The 24,515-nt window shown below is 67.0% G+C and carries 24 protein-coding genes; 13 read left to right on the forward strand and 11 right to left on the reverse strand.

Going from position 1 to position 24,515, the window contains the following annotated elements:
• Positions 1–3: 3 nt before the first annotated feature.
• Both GYH29_RS15435 and GYH29_RS15440 read left to right on the forward strand, forming a co-directional pair.
• Positions 4–2,010: a type VI secretion system Vgr family protein gene (locus tag GYH29_RS15435; protein WP_161524082.1), complete on the forward strand. Its 2,007-nt coding sequence runs from the start codon at positions 4–6 to the stop codon at positions 2,008–2,010.
• Positions 2,011–2,014: 4 nt separating this feature from the next.
• Positions 2,015–2,542 (forward strand): toxin-antitoxin system YwqK family antitoxin, encoded by a 528-nt coding sequence (locus GYH29_RS15440; protein ID WP_161524083.1) that lies wholly within the window; start codon positions 2,015–2,017, stop codon positions 2,540–2,542.
• Positions 2,543–2,973: 431 nt separating this feature from the next.
• Here the strand turns inward: GYH29_RS15440 and GYH29_RS15445 are convergent, their stop codons facing one another.
• Together GYH29_RS15445 and GYH29_RS15450 are read right to left on the reverse strand one after the other, a co-directional pair.
• Positions 2,974–3,327 (reverse strand): VOC family protein, encoded by a 354-nt coding sequence (locus tag GYH29_RS15445; protein WP_161524084.1) that lies wholly within the window; start codon positions 3,325–3,327, stop codon positions 2,974–2,976.
• A gap of 115 nt (positions 3,328–3,442) precedes the next feature.
• A complete protein-coding gene (locus GYH29_RS15450; protein WP_019102565.1) occupies positions 3,443–4,063 on the reverse strand; it encodes an XRE family transcriptional regulator in 621 nt (206 codons plus the stop codon).
• Between the two features lie 527 nt (positions 4,064–4,590).
• On the opposite strand from GYH29_RS15450, the gene GYH29_RS15455 reads away from it, so the two are divergent.
• Positions 4,591–4,932, forward strand: coding sequence for a hypothetical protein (locus GYH29_RS15455; RefSeq protein ID WP_019102566.1), 342 nt, complete (start codon positions 4,591–4,593; stop codon positions 4,930–4,932).
• A gap of 73 nt (positions 4,933–5,005) precedes the next feature.
• On the opposite strand, the gene GYH29_RS15460 is transcribed toward GYH29_RS15455, so the two are convergent.
• From GYH29_RS15460 to GYH29_RS15470, 3 genes are read right to left on the reverse strand one after another with little or no spacing between them, the layout of a single operon-like run.
• A complete protein-coding gene (locus GYH29_RS15460) occupies positions 5,006–5,953 on the reverse strand; it encodes a sugar-binding transcriptional regulator (RefSeq protein ID WP_019102567.1) in 948 nt (315 codons plus the stop codon).
• Positions 5,954–6,005: 52 nt separating this feature from the next.
• Entirely contained in the window at positions 6,006–6,425 is a 420-nt protein-coding gene (locus GYH29_RS15465) for a putative toxin-antitoxin system toxin component, PIN family (RefSeq protein WP_161524085.1), read from the reverse strand.
• Positions 6,425–6,664 carry a ribbon-helix-helix domain-containing protein gene (locus GYH29_RS15470; RefSeq protein ID WP_161524086.1) on the reverse strand — a complete coding sequence of 80 codons (240 nt, stop codon included), beginning with the start codon at positions 6,662–6,664 and terminating at the stop codon, positions 6,425–6,427. The genes GYH29_RS15465 and GYH29_RS15470 overlap by 1 nt, the downstream gene beginning before the upstream one ends.
• Before the next feature lie 250 nt (positions 6,665–6,914).
• Between GYH29_RS15470 and GYH29_RS15475 the strand changes: the two genes are divergently transcribed.
• From GYH29_RS15475 to GYH29_RS15515, 9 genes are all read left to right on the forward strand, one after another.
• The gene (locus tag GYH29_RS15475) at positions 6,915–7,691 is read left to right on the forward strand and encodes an L-iditol 2-dehydrogenase (RefSeq protein WP_161524087.1); all 777 of its coding nucleotides are present in this window, start codon (positions 6,915–6,917) and stop codon (positions 7,689–7,691) included.
• Positions 7,692–7,852: 161 nt separating this feature from the next.
• A complete protein-coding gene (locus tag GYH29_RS15480) occupies positions 7,853–9,160 on the forward strand; it encodes an ABC transporter substrate-binding protein (RefSeq protein ID WP_107731954.1) in 1,308 nt (435 codons plus the stop codon).
• An 85-nt stretch (positions 9,161–9,245) separates the two neighbouring features.
• Positions 9,246–10,178: a carbohydrate ABC transporter permease gene (locus tag GYH29_RS15485; RefSeq protein WP_161524088.1), complete on the forward strand. Its 933-nt coding sequence runs from the start codon at positions 9,246–9,248 to the stop codon at positions 10,176–10,178.
• Positions 10,175–10,999 carry a carbohydrate ABC transporter permease gene (locus tag GYH29_RS15490; protein ID WP_161524089.1) on the forward strand — a complete coding sequence of 275 codons (825 nt, stop codon included), beginning with the start codon at positions 10,175–10,177 and terminating at the stop codon, positions 10,997–10,999. Before GYH29_RS15485 ends, GYH29_RS15490 begins: the two co-directional genes overlap by 4 nt.
• Entirely contained in the window at positions 10,996–11,676 is a 681-nt protein-coding gene (locus tag GYH29_RS15495) for an HAD family hydrolase (protein WP_161524090.1), read from the forward strand. The genes GYH29_RS15490 and GYH29_RS15495 overlap by 4 nt, the downstream gene beginning before the upstream one ends.
• Positions 11,677–11,698: 22 nt before the next feature.
• Positions 11,699–12,847, forward strand: coding sequence for an ABC transporter ATP-binding protein (locus GYH29_RS15500; protein WP_161524091.1), 1,149 nt, complete (start codon positions 11,699–11,701; stop codon positions 12,845–12,847).
• Positions 12,848–12,867: 20 nt separating this feature from the next.
• Positions 12,868–14,259 carry a D-arabinitol 4-dehydrogenase gene (dalD, locus tag GYH29_RS15505; protein ID WP_161524092.1) on the forward strand — a complete coding sequence of 464 codons (1,392 nt, stop codon included), beginning with the start codon at positions 12,868–12,870 and terminating at the stop codon, positions 14,257–14,259.
• 55 nt (positions 14,260–14,314) lie between these two features.
• Positions 14,315–15,787, forward strand: a complete 1,473-nt coding sequence (xylB, locus tag GYH29_RS15510) for a xylulokinase (RefSeq protein ID WP_161524093.1) — start codon at positions 14,315–14,317, stop codon at positions 15,785–15,787.
• Positions 15,784–16,722, forward strand: coding sequence for a carbohydrate kinase family protein (locus tag GYH29_RS15515; RefSeq protein ID WP_019101931.1), 939 nt, complete (start codon positions 15,784–15,786; stop codon positions 16,720–16,722). The genes xylB and GYH29_RS15515 overlap by 4 nt, the downstream gene beginning before the upstream one ends.
• A gap of 151 nt (positions 16,723–16,873) precedes the next feature.
• Here the strand turns inward: GYH29_RS15515 and GYH29_RS15520 are convergent, their stop codons facing one another.
• Both GYH29_RS15520 and GYH29_RS15525 read right to left on the reverse strand, forming a co-directional pair.
• Positions 16,874–17,824 (reverse strand): LysR family transcriptional regulator, encoded by a 951-nt coding sequence (locus GYH29_RS15520; protein WP_019103126.1) that lies wholly within the window; start codon positions 17,822–17,824, stop codon positions 16,874–16,876.
• 232 nt (positions 17,825–18,056) lie between these two features.
• Positions 18,057–19,148, reverse strand: a complete 1,092-nt coding sequence (locus GYH29_RS15525; RefSeq protein WP_107731947.1) for an agmatine deiminase family protein — start codon at positions 19,146–19,148, stop codon at positions 18,057–18,059.
• A 182-nt stretch (positions 19,149–19,330) separates the two neighbouring features.
• Between GYH29_RS15525 and GYH29_RS15530 the strand changes: the two genes are divergently transcribed.
• Positions 19,331–20,155, forward strand: a complete 825-nt coding sequence (locus GYH29_RS15530) for a substrate-binding periplasmic protein (RefSeq protein ID WP_161524094.1) — start codon at positions 19,331–19,333, stop codon at positions 20,153–20,155.
• Between the two features lie 240 nt (positions 20,156–20,395).
• On the opposite strand, the gene GYH29_RS15535 is transcribed toward GYH29_RS15530, so the two are convergent.
• From GYH29_RS15535 to GYH29_RS15550, 4 genes are all read right to left on the reverse strand, one after another.
• Positions 20,396–20,896: a hypothetical protein gene (locus GYH29_RS15535; RefSeq protein ID WP_043590154.1), complete on the reverse strand. Its 501-nt coding sequence runs from the start codon at positions 20,894–20,896 to the stop codon at positions 20,396–20,398.
• Positions 20,897–21,228: 332 nt separating this feature from the next.
• Positions 21,229–21,621 (reverse strand): DUF4280 domain-containing protein, encoded by a 393-nt coding sequence (locus GYH29_RS15540; protein ID WP_039755922.1) that lies wholly within the window; start codon positions 21,619–21,621, stop codon positions 21,229–21,231.
• A gap of 60 nt (positions 21,622–21,681) precedes the next feature.
• Positions 21,682–23,379 carry a putative 2-aminoethylphosphonate ABC transporter permease subunit gene (locus GYH29_RS15545; protein ID WP_161524095.1) on the reverse strand — a complete coding sequence of 566 codons (1,698 nt, stop codon included), beginning with the start codon at positions 23,377–23,379 and terminating at the stop codon, positions 21,682–21,684.
• Positions 23,373–24,473 carry a putative 2-aminoethylphosphonate ABC transporter ATP-binding protein gene (locus tag GYH29_RS15550; protein WP_107731942.1) on the reverse strand — a complete coding sequence of 367 codons (1,101 nt, stop codon included), beginning with the start codon at positions 24,471–24,473 and terminating at the stop codon, positions 23,373–23,375. Before GYH29_RS15550 ends, GYH29_RS15545 begins: the two co-directional genes overlap by 7 nt.
• Positions 24,474–24,515 lie beyond the last annotated feature (42 nt).

Here is a 24,515-nt window from a genome sequence, read left to right on the forward strand (position 1 = left end):
CCCATGCCCCGCCCCTCCGACAAAACCACCCCGCTCTCGCTCAGCGCCTCCGCGCTGAAAGAGTTGTACCCGGACAGCCTGTCCGGCGACGAGGCGCTGAACGCGCTGGGCAGCTTCACCCTGGCCGGCTTCAGCGATAGCGCGCTGACGCTGGACAAGGCGGTGGCCTCCCACCTGACGCTGAGCCTGCGCCGCGACGACAACACCCGGCCGCTGGACGGCCTGTGCGCGGCGATACGCCAGCTGCCGGGCGACGCCACCGCGGACCGCTACAGCGTGACGCTGCGGCCCTGGCTGTGGTGGCTGAGCCTGGCCGGCAACAACCGTATCTTCCAGAACCAGAGCGTGCCGGACATCGTAAAAGCGGTGTTCGCCGGCCACGGCTTCAGCGACTACCAGCTGAAACTGGACGCCACCTATCCCAAGCGCGAGTACTGCGTGCAATTTGGAGAGAGCGATCTCAATTTTGTGATGCGGCTGCTGGAAGACGCCGGCATCTTCTGGTTCTTCACCCACGCCGACGGCAAGCACACCCTGGTGCTGGCGGACGGCAACAGCCATTTCCCGGACTGCCCCAATAACGCCAAGATCCCCTATCTGGGCCAGGACCTGGGCGGGCGCGAACTGGAAGGCGTGCGCAGCGCCGGCATCAGCCGCCAGGCGGTGGCCGGCGGCTACCGCGCCGGCGATTACGAATTCACCACCGCCAGCGCCTCGCTGTACGCGCAGGCGCTGGCCAAGTCCGACCTGCCCAATCTCTACCAATACCCGGGCGGCTACGCCAAGAAGGCCGACGGCGACGCGCTGGCCAAGCAGCGCAGCGACGGCCTGCGCGCCGAGGAAGTGGAGCTGGTGGGCGACAGCGACTGCCGCTGGCTGATTCCCGGCCACTGCTTCACCCTGAGCGGCCACCCGGACCCGGCCTGCAATATCGCCTGGGTGGTGACCCGCGTCAGCCACGAGGCCGGCCAGCAGCATTACCGCAACCGCTTCGCCGCCATCCCCAAGGCCACCCCCTACCGCCCGCCGCGGCTCACCCCCAAGCCGGTGATGCACCCGCAGGTGGCCAAGGTGGTGGGCAAGGCCGGCGAGGAGATCTGGACCGATAAATACGGCCGCGTCAAAGTGCAATTCCCCTGGGACCGCGACGGCAAGGACGACGAATCCAGCTCCTGCTGGCTGCGGGTGATGCAGCCGTGGAGCGGCAAGGGCTTTGGCATGCAGTTCATCCCGCGCATCGGCCAGGAGGTGATTGTCAGCTTCATCGACGGCGACCCGGACAAGCCGCTGGTCAGCGGCTGCGTCTACAACGGCGACAACGCGCTGCCCTACGAACTGCCGGCCAAGCAGGCGCAGTCCGGCCTCAAGACCAACTCGACAAAAGGCGGCGGCGGCTTCAACGAATTGCGCTTCGACGACAGCAAAGACAAGGAGGAAGTGTTCTTCCAGGCCCAGAAGAACTACACAGTGAAAGTGCTCAACGACGTGGCCGCCGACGTGGGCCACGATGAAACCCTGGTGGTGAAGAACGAGCGCAAGCGCAGCGTCACCGAGGGCAACGACAGCCTCAGCGTGGACAAGGGCAACCGCACGGTGGAAGTGAAAACCGGCAATGAAACCCTCAACGTCAAGGGCAAGCGCACGGTCAAGGTGGAAGGCGACCAGAGCCACAGCACCGGCGGCAATCACGAACACAAGGTCAGCGGCAACTACACGCTGACCGTGGACGGCAACCTCACCATCAAGGTCAGCGGCACCCTCACCCTGCAAAGCGGCGGCGCCTTCACCGCCAAGAGCGACGCCGCCTACACCGCCCAGGCCGGCACCAGCCTGACCAACAAGGCCGGCACCGGGCTCACCAACCAGGCGGGCACCGAGCTGACCAATAAAGCCGGCACCACACTGACCAACGACGCCGGGGTGTCGTTGACCAATAAGGCCAGCGCCAGCCAGACGGTGGACGGCGGCGGCATGCTCACCCTCAAGGGCGGGCTGATCCAGCAGAACTGATGCGATGGCGGAACCGATAGACATCCAGCAAGACCAGCAGCGCTTCGTCGGCCAGCTGGGCGACGGCAAGCTGCAAGGCCCGGCGCGCATCGAGCAGGCCGGCGCGCCGCTGGCGCGCTTCCACTACCAAGACGGCCAGCTGCACGGCCCGGCCACCCTGCTTCACCCCGGCGGCCAGCCCTCGGCCCAGCTGCATTACCAGCGCGGCCAGCTGCACGGCGCCGCGCAGTATTGGTCGCCGGAGGGCGCGCTGCAACGCCAGGCCCATTACCGCCACGGCCTGCCGCACGGCGAAACCCGCACCCTGTTTCCCAACGGCCAGGCGGCGGAGCTGGCGGTCTACCGCAACGGCCTCAAACACGGCCTGCAACAGCGCTACCACCCCAACGGCGCGCTGGCGGAACGGCAGAATTTTGTCGAGGGCAAACCGCTAGGGCCGCCGGAACGCTTCGCCGACGACGGCCGGCCGCTGAACGCGGACGGCAAGCCTATGGCGCGCTGGCGCTGGTGGTGGCATAGGGTGATGGGGTGAGCGCAGGAAGCCTAAGAACCTGTTTACAATCTTTCCGAGTGATGGCTCCAAGACATGGAATCCGCTGCGCGGATGATGATTTTCATTGCCGGGGCTGCCCGGCGAGCAGGGAGGAGATATTTGCTTGGCCAAATATCCCCTCCACCCCTAAAGGCCACCCTGCAAGCCTGGCCTGCGGCTTCCCGCCGGGTCCCGTCAGGCCCGAGGCGCGGCTGAACTCGCGATTTGCTAGCGTCAAATCGCTCGAACAAGCAGCCGCTTAAGACCTCGGACCTGCCACCCGACGGCAGGCTTGAAGGGACCCAGGGCGCGTCGAATACGCGACTTCCTGTGTAGCAAACCGTGTTTCAAAGTACAGACAAAAGATCGTAAACAGGTTCTAAGAGCGGCTAACATTGTCAGTTTCACCTCTTTCGCCAATCAAGACGGCTCTACATTTCCTGGACAAACATCACCGTGTTTCCGGCTGGATCGCTGACTTGGGCAAGCTTTATGAATCCCAGGTCCTGTGTTTCGCTAGCGGCAACACCAGCGTCTTGACAAATTGCCCTCTGTATTTCGATATTGCGGACACCGCACACTACACATGATTTACCCGCCAGGCTTGGGTCTGGCGCAAGCGAAACTTGAATCCAAGCATTTTCTGCCAGCCGCCATTCGGCGACTCCCTCATAAGGGGTAACATCCGGCTTGCGCCCAAGCCATTTGGCGTACCATTCAACGGCTCCGTCGAAATCATTCACGTGAAGAACGGAGACTACGCTCGTAAAATTGTTATTCGACATGTCCTTATTCTCCTTGTTACGATTTTTTCAGTGTGTGAAATGCTGCTTAACCGCGCAGCGGATTCAATGCCTTGAGCAAGGCTGCCAGTAAGCAAAGACCATAAACAGGTCAGCGCTACACCTGCCGCCCCAGCCACACCACCCGCCCCAACACCGAGAAATCCGCCGGCGGCGCGGCCAGGTCCACCTCAAACGGCGGATAAGCCTCATTGGCGCTGGACAAGCCCAGCTTGCCGCCCGGCAGCCTCTGCGCCCGGCGCACCACCACCTCGCCGTCCAGCTCCAGCGCGTACAAGCCGCTGCCCGGCTGGGTTTCCGCCCGGTTGATCAGGGCCAGGTCGCCATCGTTCAACACGCCGTCCATCGCATCGCCCGCCACCGCAACCGCCGCCAGCTGGCCGGCCGGCAACTTGAGCCGGGATTCCAGCCAGCCCAGCGCCAGCGGCAGAGCCGCGCCGTCGCCGTAACACAGCACCTCCACATGCGCGCCTTGCGGCGCATACGGCGCCAAGGGCTCGCCGGTGCGCGGCCCCGTCGCCCCCGGCAAGGCCTCCCCTTCGCCAAACAGCAGCCAATCCAGCCGCGCGCCGGTCAGGCGTGAAAACTTGGCTACCAGCACGGCGGACGGTTTGCGCGTGCCGCCTTCGTAGTTCTGCAGCGACACCAGCGATATGCCCAGTTTCTGCGCAGTGACGTCGCGCGCTTCTTTCAGCACCGTGTCGCGGATAAACCTCAATCGTTTGCCAAGAGATTCCAATATCCACCCCCTCAGAATCGGTTCAAAGTCTGCTGCGCTTCATGGCGCCTTGTACCGCGCCGCGCCGCCATTCCGCCGCCTCAGCCGCAACGCCTTGTCCCGCTTGAGCCCCCCTGCGCCCTGAACAGGCTCTCAGCTTCAACAAGGAACGAAGCGGATAGACGGAAAAACCACATTCACGGTCACTGCAATGAGTTGATTTTATTGAATATATTTATATTTTAAAATTGCGGACCACGCTCGCATTTGCAATTAACCGCGATCGTGGTCAGATAGCGTCACGCCAATGACTCAACAGGCTAACGCCGCCAAGGCCAGCCAAACCAGTCAGCGGATAAGCCCCGCGGCCACCCGCCAGGCCGCCCTTGGGTCAAGGCGGAACCGGAGTTCCGACACGATTCGTGCATTCTAAGCCGCTCATCTCGAAATCGCGAATCCAGCCGGTCCGCCTTCCGCCCAGCGGACCACGCCCCGCGCCAGCCCATAACGGACTTCCAGGAGCTTCCATGCCGATACGCAACCTCCTCGCCCGATTCGCCAAACCGCCGCCGGCCAAACCGCCCGCCCGCCTGATCAAGACCGTCCAGCAGTTGCACGCGCAGCGCAGCGACAACCCCGCCCTCGCCGCCATCGACCTTGAACTGGCCTATCTGTCCCGCTGCTGCGAACACTACGACGACATCGCCGACGAACTGCGCCAATGCTGCGAGGCGCTGAGCGCGCTGCTGCTGATGCTGCGCCATACCGAAAACGCGCAACTGCGCGGCAAGGCGCTGTGGGCTTTGCTGGACCCCCTGCAACAACGTTTGCAGCTGGCCGCAAGCAAGCTGGAGGCGGTGACGTCCTGAACGCCCATCGGCCCGCATTGCCTGATGCTTGGGCTGCGCTGGCGCCATGGGAGATACTCGCGGCGGGCTCCCCTCACCCCTCCAATATCCGCCGCGCGCAGGCCTCGTCGGTGACCAGGCCGGACAGCCATTCGCCGCGCAGCGCCGCCAGGATGGCGGCCGCCTTGTCCTCGCCGCCGGCGAAGGCGATCACCGGTTTGGCCGGCCGCGGCCTCAAGGCCAGGCTGGTTACCCGCTCCTGCACCGTTTCGCCCACCAGCCGGCCGGCGCTGTCCATCGGCCGGCCCAGCAGCTCCGCCACCGCCTGGCGCGCCATCAGCCCGGCAATCTCGGTCTCGTCCAAAAAGCCGTCCTCCTGTAGGGGGCAGCCCGGCGCAATGGCGCCGATGCCGATGAAGGCCACGTCGGCCTCCGCGCCCAGCGCCTCCACCGCGCGGTACAGCCGGTGGTTGCACCATTGCGCGCGGTCGTCGGCGCTGTCGGCGTACAAGGGCGCCGGCAGCAGGTAGTAGCGGCTCTGGGTTTTCTGCGCCGCCGGCAAAGCCACGTCGTAGCGGTTGGAACAGCCGTCGTGGGCGATGGTGCCGATCAGCGACACCAGCCGGTGCTGCGGGCTGTGAATGTCGCCCAGTTCGTCGATCACGGCCTTGAGCGTGCGGCCGGACCCCAGGGCCGCCACCAGCGGGCGCGGCTGCTGCAAATAGCTCTCGAACACGCGCGCGCCGGCCACCGCCAGCTTCTTGCGCAATTCGGCCGGGGCGTCGCCGTCGGCCGGCACCACCTCGCACAGCTGCAGACCAAAGCGCTGGCGCAAGGCTTCCGCCAATGCCAGGCAGGCCGCCACCGGATGCGCCACCGTCACCTTGACCAGGCCCTGGTCCACCGCCGCCGCCACCAGCCGCTGCGCCACCTGGCGCGACACTTGCAACTGCTCGGCGATCTCGTTCTGGGTCTTGCCCGCCACGTAATACAGCCAGGCGGCCCGCGCCGCCTGGTCCAGCTTTTCCTGCTGTTTGGACAAAACACCCTCCTCGCTTGGTTTCCAAATCGATGGACCAGCCCTTGTCACCGCATCACAACGCCTCGGCGCAGAAAACAGCCGGGGTGACGATGCGCGCGCGGCCAATGCTGCCGCGCTGCAGCAAGCCGGCGCGACGGTCCCCCGTCACCAGGTAGTCCGCCTCTCCCGCCAAGGCCATCGCCAACAGGAAGGCGTCGTCAGGATCCGCGGCCTCTACGCCCGCCGGCAATGGCGGCAAAGCGTCCAGCACGATGGCACGCTGCAAGTTGTTGACCATCGCGCCGATGCGGTGTGCCGGCAGGATGGCTCTGAGCTTGGGATAACGGCTGGCGCGCCGCAGCTCGTCCAGTTGCGCTGTCGAGGTCAGCAGTTCAAAACGCGCCGCGCGCCAGGCGCGGTAGATGGCATCCGGCGGCCCGCCAGGCGAGATCAGCGCCCCCAGCAGCACATTGCTGTCCAGGATGACCCGCATCAGTCTTCACGCGCCCATTGCACCGCTTCATCGATCAGATCGCTCAGCTCCATTTCACTCATGCCGGCGGCAGCGCTCTTGGCCTGCTTGGCGGCGCTCTCCAATAGGTAGGCGCGCACGGCCTCCTCGATGAAACGCGACAAATCGCCCTTGCGGCCACCTCCTTGCGCGGCGATGAACATGCGCACGGACTGATCCATCTCCGGCGACACGGCGATATTCCAGCGAACAGTGTTCATGATGGCTCACTCCCCTCAAGCGTTTAAACACATAGGTGTTTATACGCCATGCGCCCTAGCGCCGCAACGGCCAGTCTTGATCCACGCCGCAAGCCATCCAACCCCCTCCTGAGAAAAGATTCTCTTTAAAAATCATGCTGCTATGCAGCACTTCTTTTTCATCCTCCGCGCTTGACAGCCTCCTGTATTTTATCGAATATTTGCCCACAACAAGAGCAAATGCTCAAAAATAGTCTTTGGAGGAGAAATCATGAAGTTGAAACACAAGGTGGCCATCGTCACCGGCGCGGCCGGCGGCATCGGGCTGGCGGTGGCGCGCCGCTACCTGGCCGAGGGCGCGCGCTGCCTGCTGGTGGACCTGCGGCTGAGCCCGGAACTGCAGGCGCTGGCCGGCGGGCCGGATGCGGACAACACGGCCTTGCTGGCCGCCGACATCGGTAAGCGCGACGATATCGAACACATCGTCCGCGCCGCGACCGAGCGCTTCGGCCGCGTGGACATCCTCTACAACAATGCGGCGCTGTTCGACCTAGCCCCGCTGCTGGAAGCCAGTTGGGACAGCTATGAGCGGCTGTTCGCCGTCAACGTCAAGGGCATGTTCTTCCTGATGCAGGCGGCGGCGCGGCAAATGGCGGCCCAGGGCGAGGGCGGCAAGATCATCAATCTGTCGTCCCAGGCCGGCCGCCGCGGCGAGGCGCTGGTGGCCCATTACTGCGCCAGCAAGGCGGCGGTGATCAGCTACACCCAGTCCGCCGCGCTGGCGCTGGCGCCGCACGGCATCAACGTCAACGCCATCGCGCCCGGCGTGGTGGACACGCCGATGTGGGATCAGGTGGACGCGCAGTTCGCCCGTTACGAGGGCCTGGGCCCCGGCGAGAAAAAACGACGGGTGGGCGCGGCGGTGCCGCTGGGCCGCATGGGCAGGCCGGAGGATTTATGCGGCGCGGCGGTGTTTCTCGCCTCCGCCGACGCCGACTACATCACCGCCCAGACGCTGAACGTGGACGGCGGCAACTGGATGAGCTGAGCCGCCGCTCCCGCGCCGGCAAGCCGCCCTGATTCACGCCTCAAGACCCGATCCAGAACCGCAGACACCGCCCCGAGCGGGTCCGAGCCGCCGCCGCATCGCGCACGGCAAGCCGGCCGCCATAAGCTTTGTCCGCAACGCTTCACGCAAGGAGAAACGCCATGACCACACCCCACAGCTTCCCGCTGGCCGCCGCCCTGCTGCTGGCCGGCTCCGCCCACGCCGCCACCCTCACCATCGCCACGCTGAACAACCCGGACATGATCACGCTGAAAAAGCTGTCCCCGGCCTTCGAGGCGCAAAACCCCGGCATCAAGCTCAACTGGGTGGTGTTGGAGGAAAACATGCTGCGCCAGCGCGTCACCACCGACATCGCCACCAAGAGCGGCAAATTCGATCTGATGACGATAGGCACCTACGAAGCGCCGATCTGGGCCAAGAAAGGCTGGTTGCAGCCCATGGATCAACTGGCGCCCGGCTATGAGCTGGCCGATGTGGTCAAGACCGCGCGCGACGCGCTGTCCTACAAGGGCCAGCTGTACGCGCTGCCCTTCTATGTGGAAAGCTCGATGACCTATTACCGCAAGGACTTGTTCGCCAAACTGGGGCTGAACATGCCGGAGCGGCCCACCTATCAGCAGATCGCCGGTTTCGCCAAAACGCTGAAGGAAAAAGGCGGGGTATACGGCATCTGTCTGCGCGGCAAGGCCGGCTGGGGCGAGAACATGGCCTATCTGTCCACCCTGGTGCACACCAACGGCGGCCGTTGGTTCGACGAGCAATGGCGGCCGACGATAGACAGCCCGGAGTGGAAGCAGTCGCTGAACTTCTACGTGGACCTGATGCGCAACTACGGCCCGCCGGGGGCCAGCACCAATGGTTTCAACGAGAACCTGACCCTGTTCGCCAGCGGCAAATGCGGTATCTGGATAGACGCCACCGTGGCCGCAGGGCTGTTGTTCAATCCCAAGGAGTCTCAGGTGGCGGATAAAGTGGGCTTCGCCCAGGCGCCGACGGGGGTGACGCCCAAGGGCTCCAGCTGGCTGTGGTCCTGGGCGCTGGCGGTACCCCAATCCTCGCGTCAGCAAGCGGCGGCCAAACAGTTTGCCCAATGGGCCACCTCCAAGGACTACATCCGGCTGGTGGCCAAGGATCAGGGCTGGACTTCGGTGCCGCCCGGCACCCGCCTGTCCACTTACCAGCAGCCGGAATACCTGAAGGCCGCGCCCTTCGCCAAGTTCGTGCTGGCGGCGATCCAGCAGGCCAATCCCAATGACCCGGCGCTGAAAAAAGTGCCCTACACCGGCATCCAGTATGTCGGCATCCCGGAATTCCAGTCTTTCGGCACCGTGGTCGGCCAGGCCGTTTCCGGCGCGCTAGCCGGTCAAAGCAGCGTGGACGCCGCGCTGAAAGCCGGCCAGGCGGCGGCGGACCGGGCGGTGCGGCAGGGCGGCTATCAAAAGCCGTAAGCATAAGAACCCAAGAGCCTGTTCCCAGCGCTTTGCCGCCCCCATCCACCCACGACCGCCGCTACGGCGATCCGGAGGAAACCCCATGCCCTCTCCCGCTCATACTTTACGCGCCGCCGCCGGCGCGGCCCCGCCTTCCAGGACGCGCCGCGGCGGCGCGCGGCGCTGGCTGCTGGCGCCGGCGGTGCTCAGCCTGTTGCTGTGGTCGCTGGTGCCGCTGGCGATGACCCTGTATTTCTCGGTCAACCGCTACAGCCTGCTGAGCCCGGACGAATCCGGCTTCGCCGGCCTGGACAATTACCGCTTCCTGTGGAGCGATCCGGCCTTTTTCCCCTCCATCGCCAACACCTTGCTGCTGACCGGCGCGGTGCTGCTGATCTCCGTCGTCGGCGGCCTGCTGATGGCGGTGCTGTTCGACCAGCCCTGCTTCGGCCGCGGCCCGGCCCGCTTGCTGGCCATCGCGCCCTTCTTCGTAATGCCCACCGTGGGCGCGCTGATCTGGAAGAACATGCTGCTGCACCCGGTCTACGGCCTGTTCGCCGCCGCCGCGCAAGCGCTGGGCCTGCCGCCGGTGGACTGGCTGGGCCAATACCCGATGTTCTCGCTCATCCTGATCGTCAGCTGGCAATGGCTGCCCTTCGCCTTCTTGATCTTGCTCACCGCAATCCAGTCGCTGGACCCGGAACAGAAAGAGGCGGCCCAGATCGACGGCACCGGCCCGCTGGCCATGTTCTTCCACATCATCCTGCCTCACCTGAGGCGGCCCATCGGCGTGGTGGTGATGATTGAAACCATCTTCCTGCTGTCGGTGTTCGCGGAAATCTACGCCACCACCGGCGGCGGCCCCGGCACCGCCACCACCACGCTGTCCTTTTTGATCTACGCGGTGGGCCTGCAACAGTTCGATGTCGGCCTGGCGTCCACCGGCGGCGTGCTGGCGGTGGTGCTGGCCAATATCGTGGCGGTGTTCCTGATCCGCATGCTGGCGCAAAACCTCAAGGAGGAAGGGCAAGCATGAACCGGAAACCGACGCTGTCCTGGCGCTACGCCGCCACCTCCGCCGCGGCCTGGCTGATCGCCCTGCTGCTGTTCTTCCCCATCCTGTGGATGCTGCTGACCGCCTTCAAGACCGAGGCCCAGGCCTATCAGCTCAGCCTGTGGTTCCAGCCCACGCTGGACAGCTTCCGCGAGGTGTTCGCCCGCAGCGACTACCTGGCTTTTGCCGGCCACTCCATCGCCGTGTCCTTCGGCGCCACCGCGCTCAGCCTGCTGCTGGCGGTGCCGGCCGCCTACAGCCTGGCCTTCCATCCCGGCGCGCGCGCGCAGTCGCTGCTGCTATGGATGCTGTCCACCAAGATGCTGCCTTCGGTGGGTGTGCTGCTGCCGGTCTATCTGCTGCTGAAACAGGGAGGCCTGCTGGATACCGTGACCGGGCTGGTGCTGGTCTACGCGCTGGCCAATCTGCCGATCGCGGTGTGGATGGCCTACACCTATTTCTGCGAAGTGCCGCGCGAAATCCTGGAAGCGGCGCGCATGGACGGCGCCGGCCTGTGGCAGGAAATCATTCATATGCTGCTGCCGATGGCCCTGCCCGGCCTGGCGTCCACCAGCTTGCTGCTGCTGATTCTGAGCTGGAACGAGGCTTTCTGGAGCATCAATCTGTCCAGCGCCCACGCCGCGCCGCTGACGGTGTTCATCGCCTCCTACTCCAGCCCGGAAGGCCTGTTCTGGGCCAAGCTATCCGCCGCCTCGCTGCTGGCGGTGGCGCCCATCCTGGCGCTGGGCTGGCTGACGCAAAAGCAGCTGGTGCGCGGTCTCACCTTCGGGGCGGTCAAATGAGCGGCGCCGTCGCCCATCTGGTCTGCGATTGCGACGGTGTGCTGCTGGACAGCGAGGCCGCCGCCCAGCACGCGCTGCAAACGCAGCTGGCGGCGCGGCTGCCCGGGGTGGACGCGGCCGCCGTGATCCAGCCGCGGCTGGGCATGACGCTGGAAGCGCTGCTGGCCGACATCGCCGGCCAGCACCCCTTGCCGCTGGCGCCGGACGAGATCGCGCGCATCCGCCGCGCGGTGGACGCCGAGGTGGCGGCGCGGCTGCGGGCCGTGCCCGGCGTGGCCGCCGCCTTGCGCGCCATCCCCCTGCCCAAGGCGGTGGCCAGCAACAGCGCCGGGGCGCGGGTGCGCGCGGCGCTGCGCCGCACCGGGCTGTGGCCCTTGTTCCAGGGCCGCGTGCATTGCGCCGACGAGGTGGGCGCGGCCAAGCCGGCGCCGGATGTCTACCTGGCGGCCTGCCGCTCGCTGCGCGCCGCGCCGGATCACTGCCTGGCGCTGGAGGACAGCGTTACCGGCGTCACCGCCGCCCGCGCCGCCGGCCTGCGCGTGCTGGGCTTCGCGGGCGCCGGCCACATCGCCGCCGGCCACGCGGAGCGGCTGCTGGCAGCCGGTGCCGGCCAGGTCTTCGACGATATGCGGCGGCTGCCGGAGCTGGTGCGCCGGCTGCAAGCCCGTCCGTTCTGAAATACGAGTAAGGAGAAAACGCATGGCAAGCGTCCAATTGCGCAATGTGGGCAAACGCTACGGCGACGGTCCGGAAGTGATGTCCAATATTCAACTGCACATCGACGATGGCGAGTTCGTCGTCTTCGTCGGCCCGTCCGGCTGCGGCAAGTCCACGCTGTTGCGCATGATCGCCGGCCTGGAGGAGATCAGCGCCGGCGAGTTGGAGATAGGCGGCGAACGCATGAACGAGGTGCCCGCGGCCAAGCGCGGCATCGCCATGGTGTTCCAGTCCTACGCGCTCTACCCGCATATGAGCTTGTACGACAATATGGCCTTCGGCCTCAAGCTGGCCGGCAAGAGCCGCGCCGAGATCGACGCAGCGGTGCGCCGCGCCGCCTCCATCCTGCACATTGACCACCTGCTGGAACGCAAGCCCAAGGCTCTGTCCGGCGGACAGCGCCAACGGGTGGCCATAGGCCGCGCCATCACCCGCCAACCCAAGGTGTTCTTGTTCGACGAGCCCTTGTCCAATCTGGACGCGGCGCTGCGGGTCAAAATGCGGCTGGAGTTCGCCCGCCTGCACCAGCAGCTGAAAACCACCATGATCTATGTGACCCACGATCAGGTGGAGGCGATGACGCTGGCGGACAAGATCGTGGTGCTGTCGGCCGGCCGCGTCGAACAGGTGGGCGCGCCGCGCGCGCTCTACCACCATCCGGCCAACCGCTTCGTCGCCGGCTTCATCGGCTCGCCGCGGATGAATTTTCTGCCGGGCCGCGTGCTGAGCATCCTGCCGGAAGGCGTGGCCGTGCGTCTGGACGGCGGCGGCGAACTGCTGACGGCGGTGGCGGCGCAAGACCTGACGCCCGGCGACGCCGTCACCGTCGGCGTCCGCCCGGAACACCTGCAGCCGGCCTCCGGGCCAGCGGCGCTGCGCGCGCGCGTGGCCGCGGTGGAGAGCCTGGGCGACTGCGCCTATCTGTACGCCGAGGCGCCGGACGCCGACGAGCCGCTGATCAGCCGGATCTCGGACGCGCAGGACTTCGCCGCCGGCGACGAAATAGGCTTCAGCGCCCTGCCGCATCACTGTCACCTGTTCCACCAAGACGGCCAGGCCCTGCCGCGCCTGCCGCATCACTGTCACCTGTTCCACCAAGACGGCCAGGCCCTGCCGCGCCTGCCGCACTGAAGCCGCCACGGAGCCCTGCGATGAAACACACTCCCTCCCCGCCGCGCTGGCTGCACATCGGCGCCGGCGCCTTCCACCGCGCCCACCAGGCCGTCTATCTGGACCAACTGGCCAGCGCCGACGCCGAGCCCTGGCGGTTGGCCGTCGGCAATATCCGCGCCGACCAGAACCCGCTGCTGGAACAATTGGCGGCGCAGCAAGGCCAGTACACGCTGGAAACCGTCAGCCCGGCCGGCGAGCGCCGCTACCGGCGCATCCGCGCCATCGACGCGGTGCTGCCCTGGGACCGCCGGCTGAGCGCGCTGATAGACGAAGGCGCGCACCCGGCCACCCGGGTGATCTCCTTCACCGTCACCGAAGCCGGCTACTACCTGAACCAGGAGCAGGCGCTGGACACCGCCAATCCGGAGCTGGCGGACGATTTGCACGGCGGGCTCAACACCCTGTACGGCGCCGTCGCCACGATTTTGCGCGCGCGCGCGGCGCGCGGCGGCGGCGCGCTCACCCTGCTCAATTGCGACAATCTGCGCCACAACGGCGAACGCTTCCGCCAGGGCCTGGAACAGTTTCTGAGCCTGCGCCAGGAAACCGAGCTGCTGGCGTGGACGCGCCGCCACAGCAGCTGCCCCAACGCCATGGTGGACCGCATCACCCCGCGGCCGCCGCCGGAACTGGCGGAACGGGTGGCCGCCGCCACCGGCTGGCGCGATCCCTGCGCGATCACCGCGGAATCCTTCACTCAATGGGTGATAGAGGATCGCTTCGCCGCCGGCCGCCCGGCGCTCGAGCGCGTCGGCGCGCAGCTGGTGGCCGACGTCCAACCCTATGAGGAAGCCAAGATTCGCATCCTCAACGCCAGCCACAGCGGCATCGCCTGGGCCGGCAGCCTGCTTGGCCTGGACTTCATCCACCAGGGCGCGGCGGACCCGGACATCCGGCGGCTGGCTTACGACTACGTCAGCCAGGACGTGATCCCCTGCCTCAGCCCCAGCCCGCTGGACTTGGCCGGCTATCGCGACAGCGTGCTGGAGCGCTTCGGCAATCCGGCGCTGGGCGACAGCAATCAGCGCGTGGCGGCGGACGGCTACGCCAAGCTGCCCGGCTTCATCGCGCCCACGCTGCGGGAATCCATCGCCGCCGGCCGCCGGCCGGACGCCTGCGCCATGCTGCCGGCGCTGTTCCTGCGCTTTTTGCAGCGCTGGCGCGCCGGCCGGCTGGGTTACGCCTACCAGGACGGCAGCATGGACATCTCCGCCTGCCATCGCATGCTGGCGGCGGCCGACCCGGTGGCCGCCTACTGCGCGGACCCGGCGCTCTGGGGCCCCTTGGCCTGCAGCCCGGCGCTGGTCGCGCCCTTGCGCGCCGCGCTGACGCGGGTGGACAGCTGGCTGGAAGGCCGCGGACGGGGATAGACTGCGCGAGAGCGCCGCCCCCCAGCCGTCCGCTACTCCATCCAAGGACAAAACCATGTATCTAGGCATTGATCTGGGCACGTCGGAAATCAAGGCCGTGCTGCTGGACGGCGACAACCGCCCGCTCGCCAGCGCTGGCGCGGCGCTGGACGTCTCGCGGCCGCGGCCGGGCTGGGCCGAACAAGACCCGGAAGACTGGTGGCGCGCCGCCTGCGCGGCGGTCGCCAAGCTGCGCGAACAGGCGCCGGCCGCGCTGGCCGCCACCCGCGCCGTCGGCCTGTCCGGCCAGATGCACGGCGCGGTGCTGCTGGACAGCCGGGACCGGGTGCTGCGGCCGGCCATCTTGTGGAACGATTTGCGCAGCGTGGCCGAATGCGCCGAGCTGACCGCCGCCGCGCCGAGGCTCCACGCCGTCGCCGGCAACCTGGCCATGCCCGGCTTCACCGCGCCCAAATTGCGCTGGCTGGCGCGGCATGAGCCGGAGAGCTTCCGCGCCGTCGCCACCGTGCTGTTGCCCAAGGACTATCTGCGCCTGCGCCTGTGCGGCGACAAGATCACCGACACCTCGGACGCCTCCGGCACCTTGTGGCTGGACGTGGGCCGCCGCGACTGGTCCGAGGAACTGCTGGATGCCGGCGGACTGTCGCGCCGTCAAATGCCGCGGCTGGTAGAGGGACTGGCGCCGGCCGGGAGGCTGAGCCCGGCCGCCGCGGCCGCCTGGGGCATCGCCCGACCGCCGCTGATCGCCGGCGGCGCTGGCGACGGCGCGGCCAGCGCCGTCGGCATCGGCGCGATCGCCCCGGGCGACGGTTTCCTGTCGCTGGGCACCTCCGGGGTGATCTTCGTCGTCGACGACCGTTTCCGCCCCAATCCGGCGCAGGCGCTGCACGCCTTCTGCCACGCGCTGCCCCGGCGCTGGAGCCTGATGAGCGTGATGCTGTCCGCCGCCAGCTGCCTGCGCTGGTTCTGCCGGCTGGCCGGCGTGGACGAGGCGACGCTGTTGACGGAAATAGAGCGGCTGAGCCCGGCGGAGCTAAGCGCCGCGCCGGTATTCCTGCCCTATTTGTCCGGCGAGCGCACTCCGCACAACGATCCTTTCGCTCCCGGCGCCTTCTGGGGCTTGAGCCAGGCGCACGGCCGCGCCGCGCTAGGCTACGCGGTGCTGGAGGGCGTCGCCTTCGGCATGGCGGACGGGCTGGACGCGCTGCGCGCCGCCGGCGCCGCGCCGCGAGCCTTGTCCCTGGTGGGCGGCGGCGCGCGCAGCCCGTTCTGGGCGCAATTGCTGGCCGACGCGCTGGACACCGAGATTCTCACCCACCTGGGCGGCGAAGCCGGCGCCGCGCTGGGCGCGGCCCGACTGGGCTGGCTGGCGGACGGCGGTGACATCGGCGCCGTCTGCGTCAAACCGTCGCCGCGAACGCTCCACGCCCCGGACCCCGCCCGGCTTCAGGCCTTGCAAGCTCGTCTGCGTCACTTTCGCGCGCTCTACCAGGCGCGCCCCCCCTCACTTGCGGAGACCCTCATATGATTCTGTGCTGCGGCGAAGCCCTGTACGATTTTTTCCTGGAACCCGGCGCGGCGGAATGGCCGCAACTGAACTACCGCGCCGTGCCCGGCGGTTCGCCGTTCAATGTGGCTCGGGGCCTGGCGCGGCTGGGCCGGCGCTCGGCCCTGCTGACGCCCTTGTCAAACGATTATCTGGGCGCACAGCTGCGGCGGCTGTTGGAACAGGAGGGAGTGGACAGCCGCTATCTGCTGCCGCGCGATCTGCCCACCACGCTGGCGATGGTGAGCGTGGACGAAGGCGGCCAGCCGCAGTACGGCTTTTACGGCGAGCGCGCGCCGGAGGCCAGCCTACGTCCTGAAGAACTGCCGACGCTGGAAGACGAAATCGCCGCCGTGCACTTCGGCTCCTACGCCTTGGTGAGCCGCCCCGGCGGCGAGGCGTTGCAAGCGCTAGCGGCACGCGAAAGCGGCCGGCGTCTGATCTCGCTGGACCCCAATCTGCGGCTGAACGTGGAGCCGGAACGAGCGCGCTGGCGGCAATGCCTGGACATCCATCGCCGCCACGCCCATCTGATCAAGGTGAGCGTCGAGGATCTGACCCTGCTGTATCCGGGGCAGGAGGTCGAAGCCTGCGCCCGCCGCTGGCTCGCCCCGCCATGCCAGTTGCTGCTGCTCACCCGCGGCGAACAAGGCGTTCGCGTGTTCAGCCGCCGTCACGGCGAATGGGAACATCCAGCCGCCGCCGTTCAGGTTGTGGACACCGTGGGCGCCGGCGATAGCTTCCAGGCCGCGCTGCTGTGCCGGCTGGCCGAGCTGGACCGGCTGAGCCCGGACGGGCTGGCGGCGCTGAGCCGGGCGGAAACCGAGGATCTGGTCCGCTTCGCAACGCGCGCAGCAGCCCTGACCTGCGCGCGGCGAGGGCCGGACCTGCCGCAACGGGAACAGCTGACGGACTAAGAACCTGTTTACGATCTCGAGAGCAAGGGCGAGACAAGGAGAAAATGGCTCAAAAAGCAAAGTGCACACACGGGGCATGAGCATTTCGAGGACATTTTCAACGCCGTACCGCCAACGCTCAGCAGATTTTGAGCAGGCTCTGAGGCGCCGCCTACTCGCAGCCGCCCTCTTTTCGCAGCCAATCGAACATACCCGCCATCGCCTCGCTACGCAGAGCGTCCCGCGGCCGGGACAACCACCATTGCGCGCCCGGCTGGCGCGGGTAACCGGCCAGTTCGCGCAGCCGGCCTTCTGCCAGCGCTTCTTCCAAGGCCATCGACGGCAGGCAGGCGATGCCGTGGCCGCGCAAGGCCGCGTCCAGCGCCAACTGCGGCGCGTCGTAGGCGGCGGCGATGCCGAAGCGCGGCAGCATGGACTGCATCGCGGCGGCGGCCGCCTCCGGCATGCTGGCTTTTTCCAGGCAGATCAAGCGCGTCAGTTGCGGATGTCGCTCGGCCGGCAGCGCCGCCAGCCGTTCCGCCAAGGCCGGCGCGGCGACAAAACGCCAGTCCTCCCGCAGCCAGGCCGCGTCTTCCCAGCCGGCCATCGCCAGCGGCTGCCGGCCGATGACGATGTCGACGTCGATCTCATCGGCCTGACCCGGTTCTTCATCCGTGGACAGCAGCGGCACGATGTCGGGGTGGGCTGCGCGCAGGCGGTCCAAGCGCCCCTGCAGCCAGCCGTGCAGCAAAAAAGCCGGCCCCACCAGCACCACCAGGCCCGGATCGGTGTACACCGCGATGCGGTCCAGCCCGCGCCGCAGCGTGTCCAGCGCGCGTCGCACGCTCTGCTGCAGCATTTCGCCGGCAAAGGTGAGTTCGATGCCGCGGCCCACGCGCTGGAACAAGGGCTGGCCGACAAAGGCTTCCAACTGTTGAATCTGGTGACTGACCGCGGACTGCGACAGGTGCAGCGCCTCGGCGGCGCGGGAGACGCTGCCCAGGCGCGCGGCGGCTTCGAAACCGGTCAGCAGCCGCAGCGACGGCAGACGGCCAAGCTCGCCGGTTGCCTGGTCTTCCCACTCGCCCGCCTTAGGCCCGCCGCTGTTACTGCCTCTATCCATCCGGATATGTCCTCTTGGTTTCCGGCCTGGGCCGGCGTGGCGGCGATATTGCCTTCTACGCCGCCCGATTAGAACATGTTTACGATCCCGCGAGCTGAGAACCTGCTCAACGTCCCACAAGCAAGAAGAAGGCGCACCGGCTGAGAAAGCGGAATGTACAGGCGGCGCATGAGCATTGTGAGCTCGTTTTCAACGCCGTATCGCCGACGCGCGGCAGCGCGTAAACGGGTTCTCAAGCCGGCTGCTGCTGGGTGGCGCAATGAATGCCGCCGCCGCCGGCTGCGATGCCGTCGATGTTCAACTGCACCACTTCGCGCTGCGGAAACAACTCGCGCAGCGCCGCCCGCGCGTTGCGGTCGGCCTTGGCGTCGCCGAACTCCGGCGCGATCACCGCCCCGTTGCAGACATAGAAATTGATGTAGCCGGCCGCCATCTCATGGCCCTCGTACTCGGGCCGCACCCGCTCGGGACCCGGCAAGACCACTACCTCCAGCTTGCGGCCGCGCGCGTCCCGCGCCTGACGCAGCAAGGCCAGGTGGCGACGGGTCACCGCGTAATCGTAGGACTGCGGATCCGTGTCCAAGCCGGCCACCACCACGCCAGGACGGACGAAACGGGCGTAGAAATCGGTATGACCGTCGGTGATGTCGCGGCCGGCGATGCCGGGCAACCAGATTACCTTGTCCACGCCCAGCAGCCGGCGCAGTTCGCGCTCGCACCGCGCCTTGTTCCAGCCGGGGTTGCGGTTGGGGTTGAGCACGCAGCTTTCCGTGATGATGGCGGTTCCCTCGCCGTCCACTTCAATGCCGCCGCCCTCCAGCACCAACGAGGTCCTCACGGCCGGCGCCCCGCTCTTTGCAGCCACCGCGGCGGCTACTTTGGCGTCCCGACGGTACGCCTGCTTGCCGCCCCAGCCGTTGAAGTTGAAATCCACCGCCGCCGGCGCTCCGCCTTCGCCCTTGACGAAAACCGGACCGCTGTCGCGTATCCACAAATCGTCCAGCGGTTGCTCCAGCAGCTCCACCTTGGGGCCGCACAGCTTGGCCGCCAGTTCCATGTCCTCGGCGCGCGCCAGCATGCGCACCGGCTCGTGGGCGGCGATGGCCTGAGCCACCCGCGCCAGATCGCGCCGCACCACCGGCAGCAAGTCATCGCCCCACACCGCCAGGCTGGGGCCGAAGGCCATCCAGGTGGCCGCGTGGCGTTCGCCCTCGTCCGGCATGCGGTAGCCGGCCGCGCTCGGCGCGCCGCTCCAGCCGCGGGCGGCCAGCAGGCTCCCCGCCGTCAACAGGCTCGCGCCCAGGAAGTGTCGTCTAGTACTCATCGCCGCGTCTCCAAGACCGGTTTCCAGCCACATGGCTGCGGTCAGCATTGTGCAAGTGGACATACATTTGAAAAAGCGATGAATTTTGCGGAAACCTATCTATTTCTATCATGTATTTGTCTCCGCTGCGCGCTGACGGCGGGAATGACATAAGCTGAAAACGAACGACCGGAGGGACCATCATGCGTCTCGCGCTTTGCCTCCTCATCGCCGCCATTGCGGCCCAAGCCTTCCCCGCGCCGGCGCAAGACCCCGAGCTGGTGATGGGCTACCGCACCAATGAGCGGCGTCCCTATATCGAGGACGAGAGCGACGACGGCATCTATAAAGCCCTGTACAGCCGCGCCTGCCAGCGCATCGGCTGCACGCTGAAAGTGGTGCGTCTGCCAAAGAAGCGGGTGTTGCAAGCGCTGGCGCAGGGCGAGGTGGACTTCTACCCCGGCTATACCTACAACGCGGAGCGCGAAGCTAGCGTCCTGTTCGTGGCCAACGGCCTGCGCGAGCGCCATGTGATCATTACCCGCGCCAAACACGCGCCCGTACGCGGCTACGCCGATCTGGACAATAGCGTGGAGCTGCGCAGCCTGGGCAACCCGGACCTGCTTCCCCCTCCCTGGCAAGCGCGCACCAAGGTGCTGCAAGTGCCGGAGCTGGACGTCGAACGCGCCTTCCGCCTGATCAGCGCCGGCAAGGCGGATTTCTACATCTATGACGAACTCACGCTGCGCTTCTACTGGGAACGGCTGCGGCCGGCCGGGCTGACGCTGCACCCGTCGCTGGAGCCCTGGCAGGCAATGCATATGGGCTTTTCCAAGCATTCGCGCTTTTACCGGGCGCTGCCCAACCCGGATTACCGCGCCGACCAGCCGCTAAGCCCGGACAACTACCCGCAACGGCTGGACCCGGCCTCTCTGGCCGGCAAGCTGAGCGCGGCCTTGCAGGCGATGAAGCAGTCCGGCGAAACCGAACGCATCGTCGAGCATTTTCTCCAGACGCCGGCCCGTTGAATAGAAGGCCGCCGGCTCCCGCCCGCATAAACAAAACCCCTGAAGCCGCCATGCGGCGCGTCAGGGGTCCATTAAGGCGTTTTCAACGCCGATCGCCAAGAGTCTGTTCAAGTCTCGCGTGCAAGGGCGAGACAAGGCGAAAACCGCTGAAAAAGCGGAGTGCACACACAGTACATGAGCATTTTGAAAGTGCACTCACCGAGCCACGTTTCACGACGCGTAGCAGATCGTAAACAGGTTCTAGGGCGTAACCCGCATATACGGCGTAGTGCTCAACGTCGCGCTAATGGAACAGCCGCCGGACAACTGGGCCGCATCCAGGCCAATCACGGTTTCGCTGCCGTTGTCGGCCACGCTGCCCACAATCTTGGTGGGGCCGCACAGGCCGCCGGCGATCGGCGATTTCACATTCACCGACACATTATCCAAAGTCAGTTGAGTGGCGGTATCCACGTGACCGGTCCACGGCGAAGCGACCGAGGCGGAGGGCTTGATCACCTTACACAGCGCGCCGCCGCTGAACGAGGCGCTGGTGATGGCCACATTGCCGTAGCCGTCCACGGTGCCGCTGAACACCGCCTTGCAGTCCAGATCGATGCCGAACTTGCCCACCTTGGCCGGCCCCACCGCGGAAAACGGCATGGCCGCGCCGCCGGGGCCCGGCGGGGTGATGGTGACGGCGAAGGCGGAAGCGGCGGCCAGACTGAGTGCAGCGGCGGCGAGACAATGGGAAAAGCTCATGAGGGCTCCTTGCTTGAGAAGGTTGATTCATGCCAATCGGCAAGAAGCCCATAAATTAAAATGCCATTTAAATTAAACGTTTGATTTTCATCAAGCCACCGTCCGTCGGCTGCCTGACCTATAGGCTGATGAACAAGCGCCAGCTGTCGGCGCCAAAATCCGGTCGCTCAAACGCAAACAGGCTTCCAGGCGGAACCTGTTCAAAGTCTCGCGAGCAAGAGCGAGACAAGGCGAAAACAAGCGAAAAAGCGGAATGTACACGTGGTACATGAGCATTTTGAGCTTGTTTTTAACGCCGTATCGCCGCAGCGCAGCAGATCGTAAACAGGTTCTCAGGGAATCATCACCGTGAACTGACCAGGCGAGTTGATCTTGATCACCCCGCCCCAGTTGCACATCAGCATGCTGTTGCTGTCCAGCGCCGGCATATTGCCAATCAGCACCGTGGGCGCGCCCGGCGTCCACGGCGCGGCGGTGACAGGGATGCAGGGCATGGGCGTCAGCACGCCCATGGCGGCGGCGGTGGCGGCCGCCACCATTGGGTTGGCCGGGCTTTGGCACATGCCGAAGGGCATGACGTTGAGCATGGGCACATGGTCCATGATGTTGGCGGCCGGCACCCCGCCGGCCATCACCCGGTTGGCGGGCAACACCACCAGACTGCTGGGGGCGACGCCGAAGCTGCATTGCAGCATCGCGCCCATGCACACTTGCGGACATCCCATGCGCGTTTCCTCACTCCGGCGGGCCAATACATGACATCGTCACGCCAAAGCGAGCCATCGTCAAGCGCGGCCGCGCCAGCCCTGGCCGCGCCGGGTCAAGACTCGCTCCAGCCCCAGCAACAACAACGACACCCCGGCCGAGCTCAGCGCGATCAGCGTGGCCATCGCCGCCGCCGCCGCGGTGTCGCCGGCGTCGTCCATGGTGACGATGGCCACCGCGGCCAGGCTATTGTCCGGACTGGCGATGAAGATCAGCGCCGACAGCGTGGTCATCGCGGACACGAACAGATAGCGCATCACGTCCAGCAGCGCCGGCAGGCACACCGGCAGCGTCACCCGCCGCAACGTCACCCAGAACGGCACTTTGAGCGAGGCGGCCACCGCTTCGAACTCGCCGTCCAGTTGCTTGAGCGCGGTGCTCATGGTCAGGTGGCCGGTGGTGTAGAAGTGGGCGATGGTGCAGGCGGCCATCAAGGTCATGCCGCCGTAGAGCCCATGCAGCGGATTGTCCGGATGGTTGAAGAAGAACACATAGCCCAGGCCCAGCACCAGGCCGGGCACCGCCATCGGCAGCATGGCGAAGAAGCGCAGCAGCGCGCGCCCCAACGGCGCGGCCGGCAGCTTCTCGCAGGCGTAGGCGCCGGCGAACACCAGCAGGCTGCCCGCGCCGGCGGTGATGCAAGCCAGTTTCAGGCTGTTGAAGTAAGCGCTCCAGCCGCCGCCGTCCACGCTGTCGAACTGATAGTGGGCCAGCGTCAGGCTTAAATCGTACGGCCAGTACTTGATGAAGGAAGCGACGACGCCGACGCCGAGCAGGGCCAGCAGCGGCAGCGAGATCGCCGCCAGCAACAGCCAGGCGGCCAGGTCGCGCCATGGCGCGCGCCCCGGCGAAAACGGCACCGCGCGCGCGCTGAGCGCCGCTTGCTGACGGCGCGCCATCCGCCGCTCGATGAAGAAGGAAAACACCGCCGGCAGCAGCAACATCAGGCCCACCACCGCGCCGCGCGGGAAGTTCTGCTGCCCCACCACCTGCTTGAAGGCCTCCACCGCCAGCACGTTGTAGTCTCCGCCCACCACCTTGGGCACGCCGAAGTCGGTGATCACCAGGGTGAACACCACCAGGCCCGCCGAGACCAGGCCGTAACGCGCGCCCGGCAGGGTGATGGTGAGGAAGCGGCGCAGCGCGCCGGCGCCCAGCGCGCGGCCGGCCTCGTACAGCCGCGCGTCCGACGCCGATAGCGCGGTCAGCAGGATCAGCAGCGCGTGCGGAAAGGTGTAGAAGGCCTCGCCCAGCACCATGCCCCAGAAGCCGTAGACGCTGCCGCCGGCGAGCCAGGACTTGAGCAGGCCCTGGTTGCCGAACAGATACACCAGCGAGATGGCCGGCATCAGCGACGGCGCCAGCAGCGGCGACAAGGCGATCTGCCGAAACACGCCGCGGCCCCAAACGCGGCTGCGGCTCAAGCCCCAGGCAAAGACAAAGGCCAGCGGCAACACCAGCGCGGTGACGGTCAGCGCCAGCCACAGGCTGTGCCGCGCGGCGCGCATCAGGCCGGGGCTGTCCAATACCTGGGCGAAGTTGGCCAGGCCGACAAAGCCGCCGTCCATGTCCAATACCGATTTGCCGAAGATGAACAGCAGCGGCAGGCCCAGCGCCAAAGCCAGCAGCGCCGTCAGCGTCCACACCAGCGCGGCGGCGGCCCGGCGCTCGCCGCAGGCCGGCGCGGCGCGCCAGCCGTTCAGCGCGCGGCTCAGCATGCGCCCTCCCCGGCATAGGCGCGCAGCAGCGCGGCCGGCAACTCCACCGGCACCACCTCGCCCGGCGTCAGCGGCTGGCGCTGCAGCATGGACGGACAGATTTCCGCGTGCAGCGCCAGGCCGGGCATGGCTTCCGGCTGCAGCCGCAGCCGGGTCATCGCGCCGCCGAAGCTGATGTCGGCCACCCGCGCCAGCAAGGTGTTGGGCGCGCCGTCCCAGCGCGCCTTGACGATGATGTCTTCCGGCCGCAGGAACAGGGTCAGCGCCTCGCTCTGCGGCAAGGGCGCGTCCAAGCGCAGCAGGCAGTTGCCGACGGCGGCCTCATGGCCGTCCAGCCGCCGCGCCGGCAGCCAGTTGGCGGCGCCGACGAATTCCGCGACGAAGCGGCTGGCGGGACGGCGGTAGATCTCGGCCGGCGTGCCGATCTGCTCGATGCCGCCTGCGTTCATCACTACCACCCGGTCCGCGATGGCCAGCGCCTCGGCCTGGTCGTGGGTCACCATCAGCGTGGTGACGCCCAAGCGTTTTTGCAGGCCCTTGAGTTCGTCGCGCAGCTTGTCGCGCACCCGCGCGTCCAGCGCGGACAGCGGCTCGTCCAGCAGCAGCAGGCCGGGCGAGGTGGCCAGCGCGCGCGCCAGCGCCACACGTTGCTGTTGGCCGCCGGACAGCTGGGCCGGGTATTTGTCCTCAGCGCCGGGCAAGCCCACTAGGTCGAGCAGCTCCCGCACGCGGCGGGCGTGGCGCGCGCCGCCGCCGCGCGGCTTGAGGCCGTAAGCGATGTTGTCCGCGACATTGAGATTGGGGAACAAGGCGTAGCTCTGGAACACGATGCCGTAGTCGCGGCGGGCCGGCGGTTCGCGGGTGATGTCGCGCTCCAGCAAATGGACGCTGCCGGCGTCCGGCTGGTCCAGCCCGGCGATCAGGCGCAACAAGGTGGTCTTGCCGCAGCCGGACGGGCCCAGCAGGCAGACAAATTCACCCTTGCGGATGGACAAGGACACCTCGTCCAAGGCGGTGAAGCCGCCAAAACGGCGGCTGAGGCCGCGGACGGACAGGTGTTCGGACAAGCCGTCCAAACTATCGGCCGGTTTCATGCGCAACTCCAGGGTGTCTTGAAATGAAACGACGCCGCCCGG

It is taken from the genome of Chromobacterium haemolyticum (genome assembly GCF_009936155.1).
In the GTDB taxonomy this organism is placed as follows: domain Bacteria; phylum Pseudomonadota; class Gammaproteobacteria; order Burkholderiales; family Chromobacteriaceae; genus Chromobacterium; species Chromobacterium haemolyticum.

Coding starts and splice junctions, on each gene's coding strand:
- GYH29_RS15435 (WP_161524082.1), top strand. CDS start 4: ATGCCCCGCCCCTCCGACAAAACCACCCCGCTCTCGCTCAGCGCCTCC.
- GYH29_RS15440 (WP_161524083.1), top strand. CDS start 2,015: ATGGCGGAACCGATAGACATCCAGCAAGACCAGCAGCGCTTCGTCGGC.
- GYH29_RS15445 (WP_161524084.1), bottom strand. CDS start 3,327: ATGTCGAATAACAATTTTACGAGCGTAGTCTCCGTTCTTCACGTGAAT.
- GYH29_RS15455 (WP_019102566.1), top strand. CDS start 4,591: ATGCCGATACGCAACCTCCTCGCCCGATTCGCCAAACCGCCGCCGGCC.
- GYH29_RS15465 (WP_161524085.1), bottom strand. CDS start 6,425: ATGCGGGTCATCCTGGACAGCAATGTGCTGCTGGGGGCGCTGATCTCG.
- GYH29_RS15470 (WP_161524086.1), bottom strand. CDS start 6,664: ATGAACACTGTTCGCTGGAATATCGCCGTGTCGCCGGAGATGGATCAG.
- GYH29_RS15475 (WP_161524087.1), top strand. CDS start 6,915: ATGAAGTTGAAACACAAGGTGGCCATCGTCACCGGCGCGGCCGGCGGC.
- GYH29_RS15480 (WP_107731954.1), top strand. CDS start 7,853: ATGACCACACCCCACAGCTTCCCGCTGGCCGCCGCCCTGCTGCTGGCC.
- GYH29_RS15485 (WP_161524088.1), top strand. CDS start 9,246: ATGCCCTCTCCCGCTCATACTTTACGCGCCGCCGCCGGCGCGGCCCCG.
- GYH29_RS15490 (WP_161524089.1), top strand. CDS start 10,175: ATGAACCGGAAACCGACGCTGTCCTGGCGCTACGCCGCCACCTCCGCC.
- GYH29_RS15495 (WP_161524090.1), top strand. CDS start 10,996: ATGAGCGGCGCCGTCGCCCATCTGGTCTGCGATTGCGACGGTGTGCTG.
- GYH29_RS15500 (WP_161524091.1), top strand. CDS start 11,699: ATGGCAAGCGTCCAATTGCGCAATGTGGGCAAACGCTACGGCGACGGT.
- dalD (WP_161524092.1), top strand. CDS start 12,868: ATGAAACACACTCCCTCCCCGCCGCGCTGGCTGCACATCGGCGCCGGC.
- xylB (WP_161524093.1), top strand. CDS start 14,315: ATGTATCTAGGCATTGATCTGGGCACGTCGGAAATCAAGGCCGTGCTG.
- GYH29_RS15515 (WP_019101931.1), top strand. CDS start 15,784: ATGATTCTGTGCTGCGGCGAAGCCCTGTACGATTTTTTCCTGGAACCC.
- GYH29_RS15520 (WP_019103126.1), bottom strand. CDS start 17,824: ATGGATAGAGGCAGTAACAGCGGCGGGCCTAAGGCGGGCGAGTGGGAA.
- GYH29_RS15525 (WP_107731947.1), bottom strand. CDS start 19,148: ATGAGTACTAGACGACACTTCCTGGGCGCGAGCCTGTTGACGGCGGGG.
- GYH29_RS15530 (WP_161524094.1), top strand. CDS start 19,331: ATGCGTCTCGCGCTTTGCCTCCTCATCGCCGCCATTGCGGCCCAAGCC.
- GYH29_RS15535 (WP_043590154.1), bottom strand. CDS start 20,896: ATGAGCTTTTCCCATTGTCTCGCCGCCGCTGCACTCAGTCTGGCCGCC.
- GYH29_RS15540 (WP_039755922.1), bottom strand. CDS start 21,621: ATGGGATGTCCGCAAGTGTGCATGGGCGCGATGCTGCAATGCAGCTTC.
- GYH29_RS15545 (WP_161524095.1), bottom strand. CDS start 23,379: ATGCTGAGCCGCGCGCTGAACGGCTGGCGCGCCGCGCCGGCCTGCGGC.
- GYH29_RS15550 (WP_107731942.1), bottom strand. CDS start 24,473: ATGAAACCGGCCGATAGTTTGGACGGCTTGTCCGAACACCTGTCCGTC.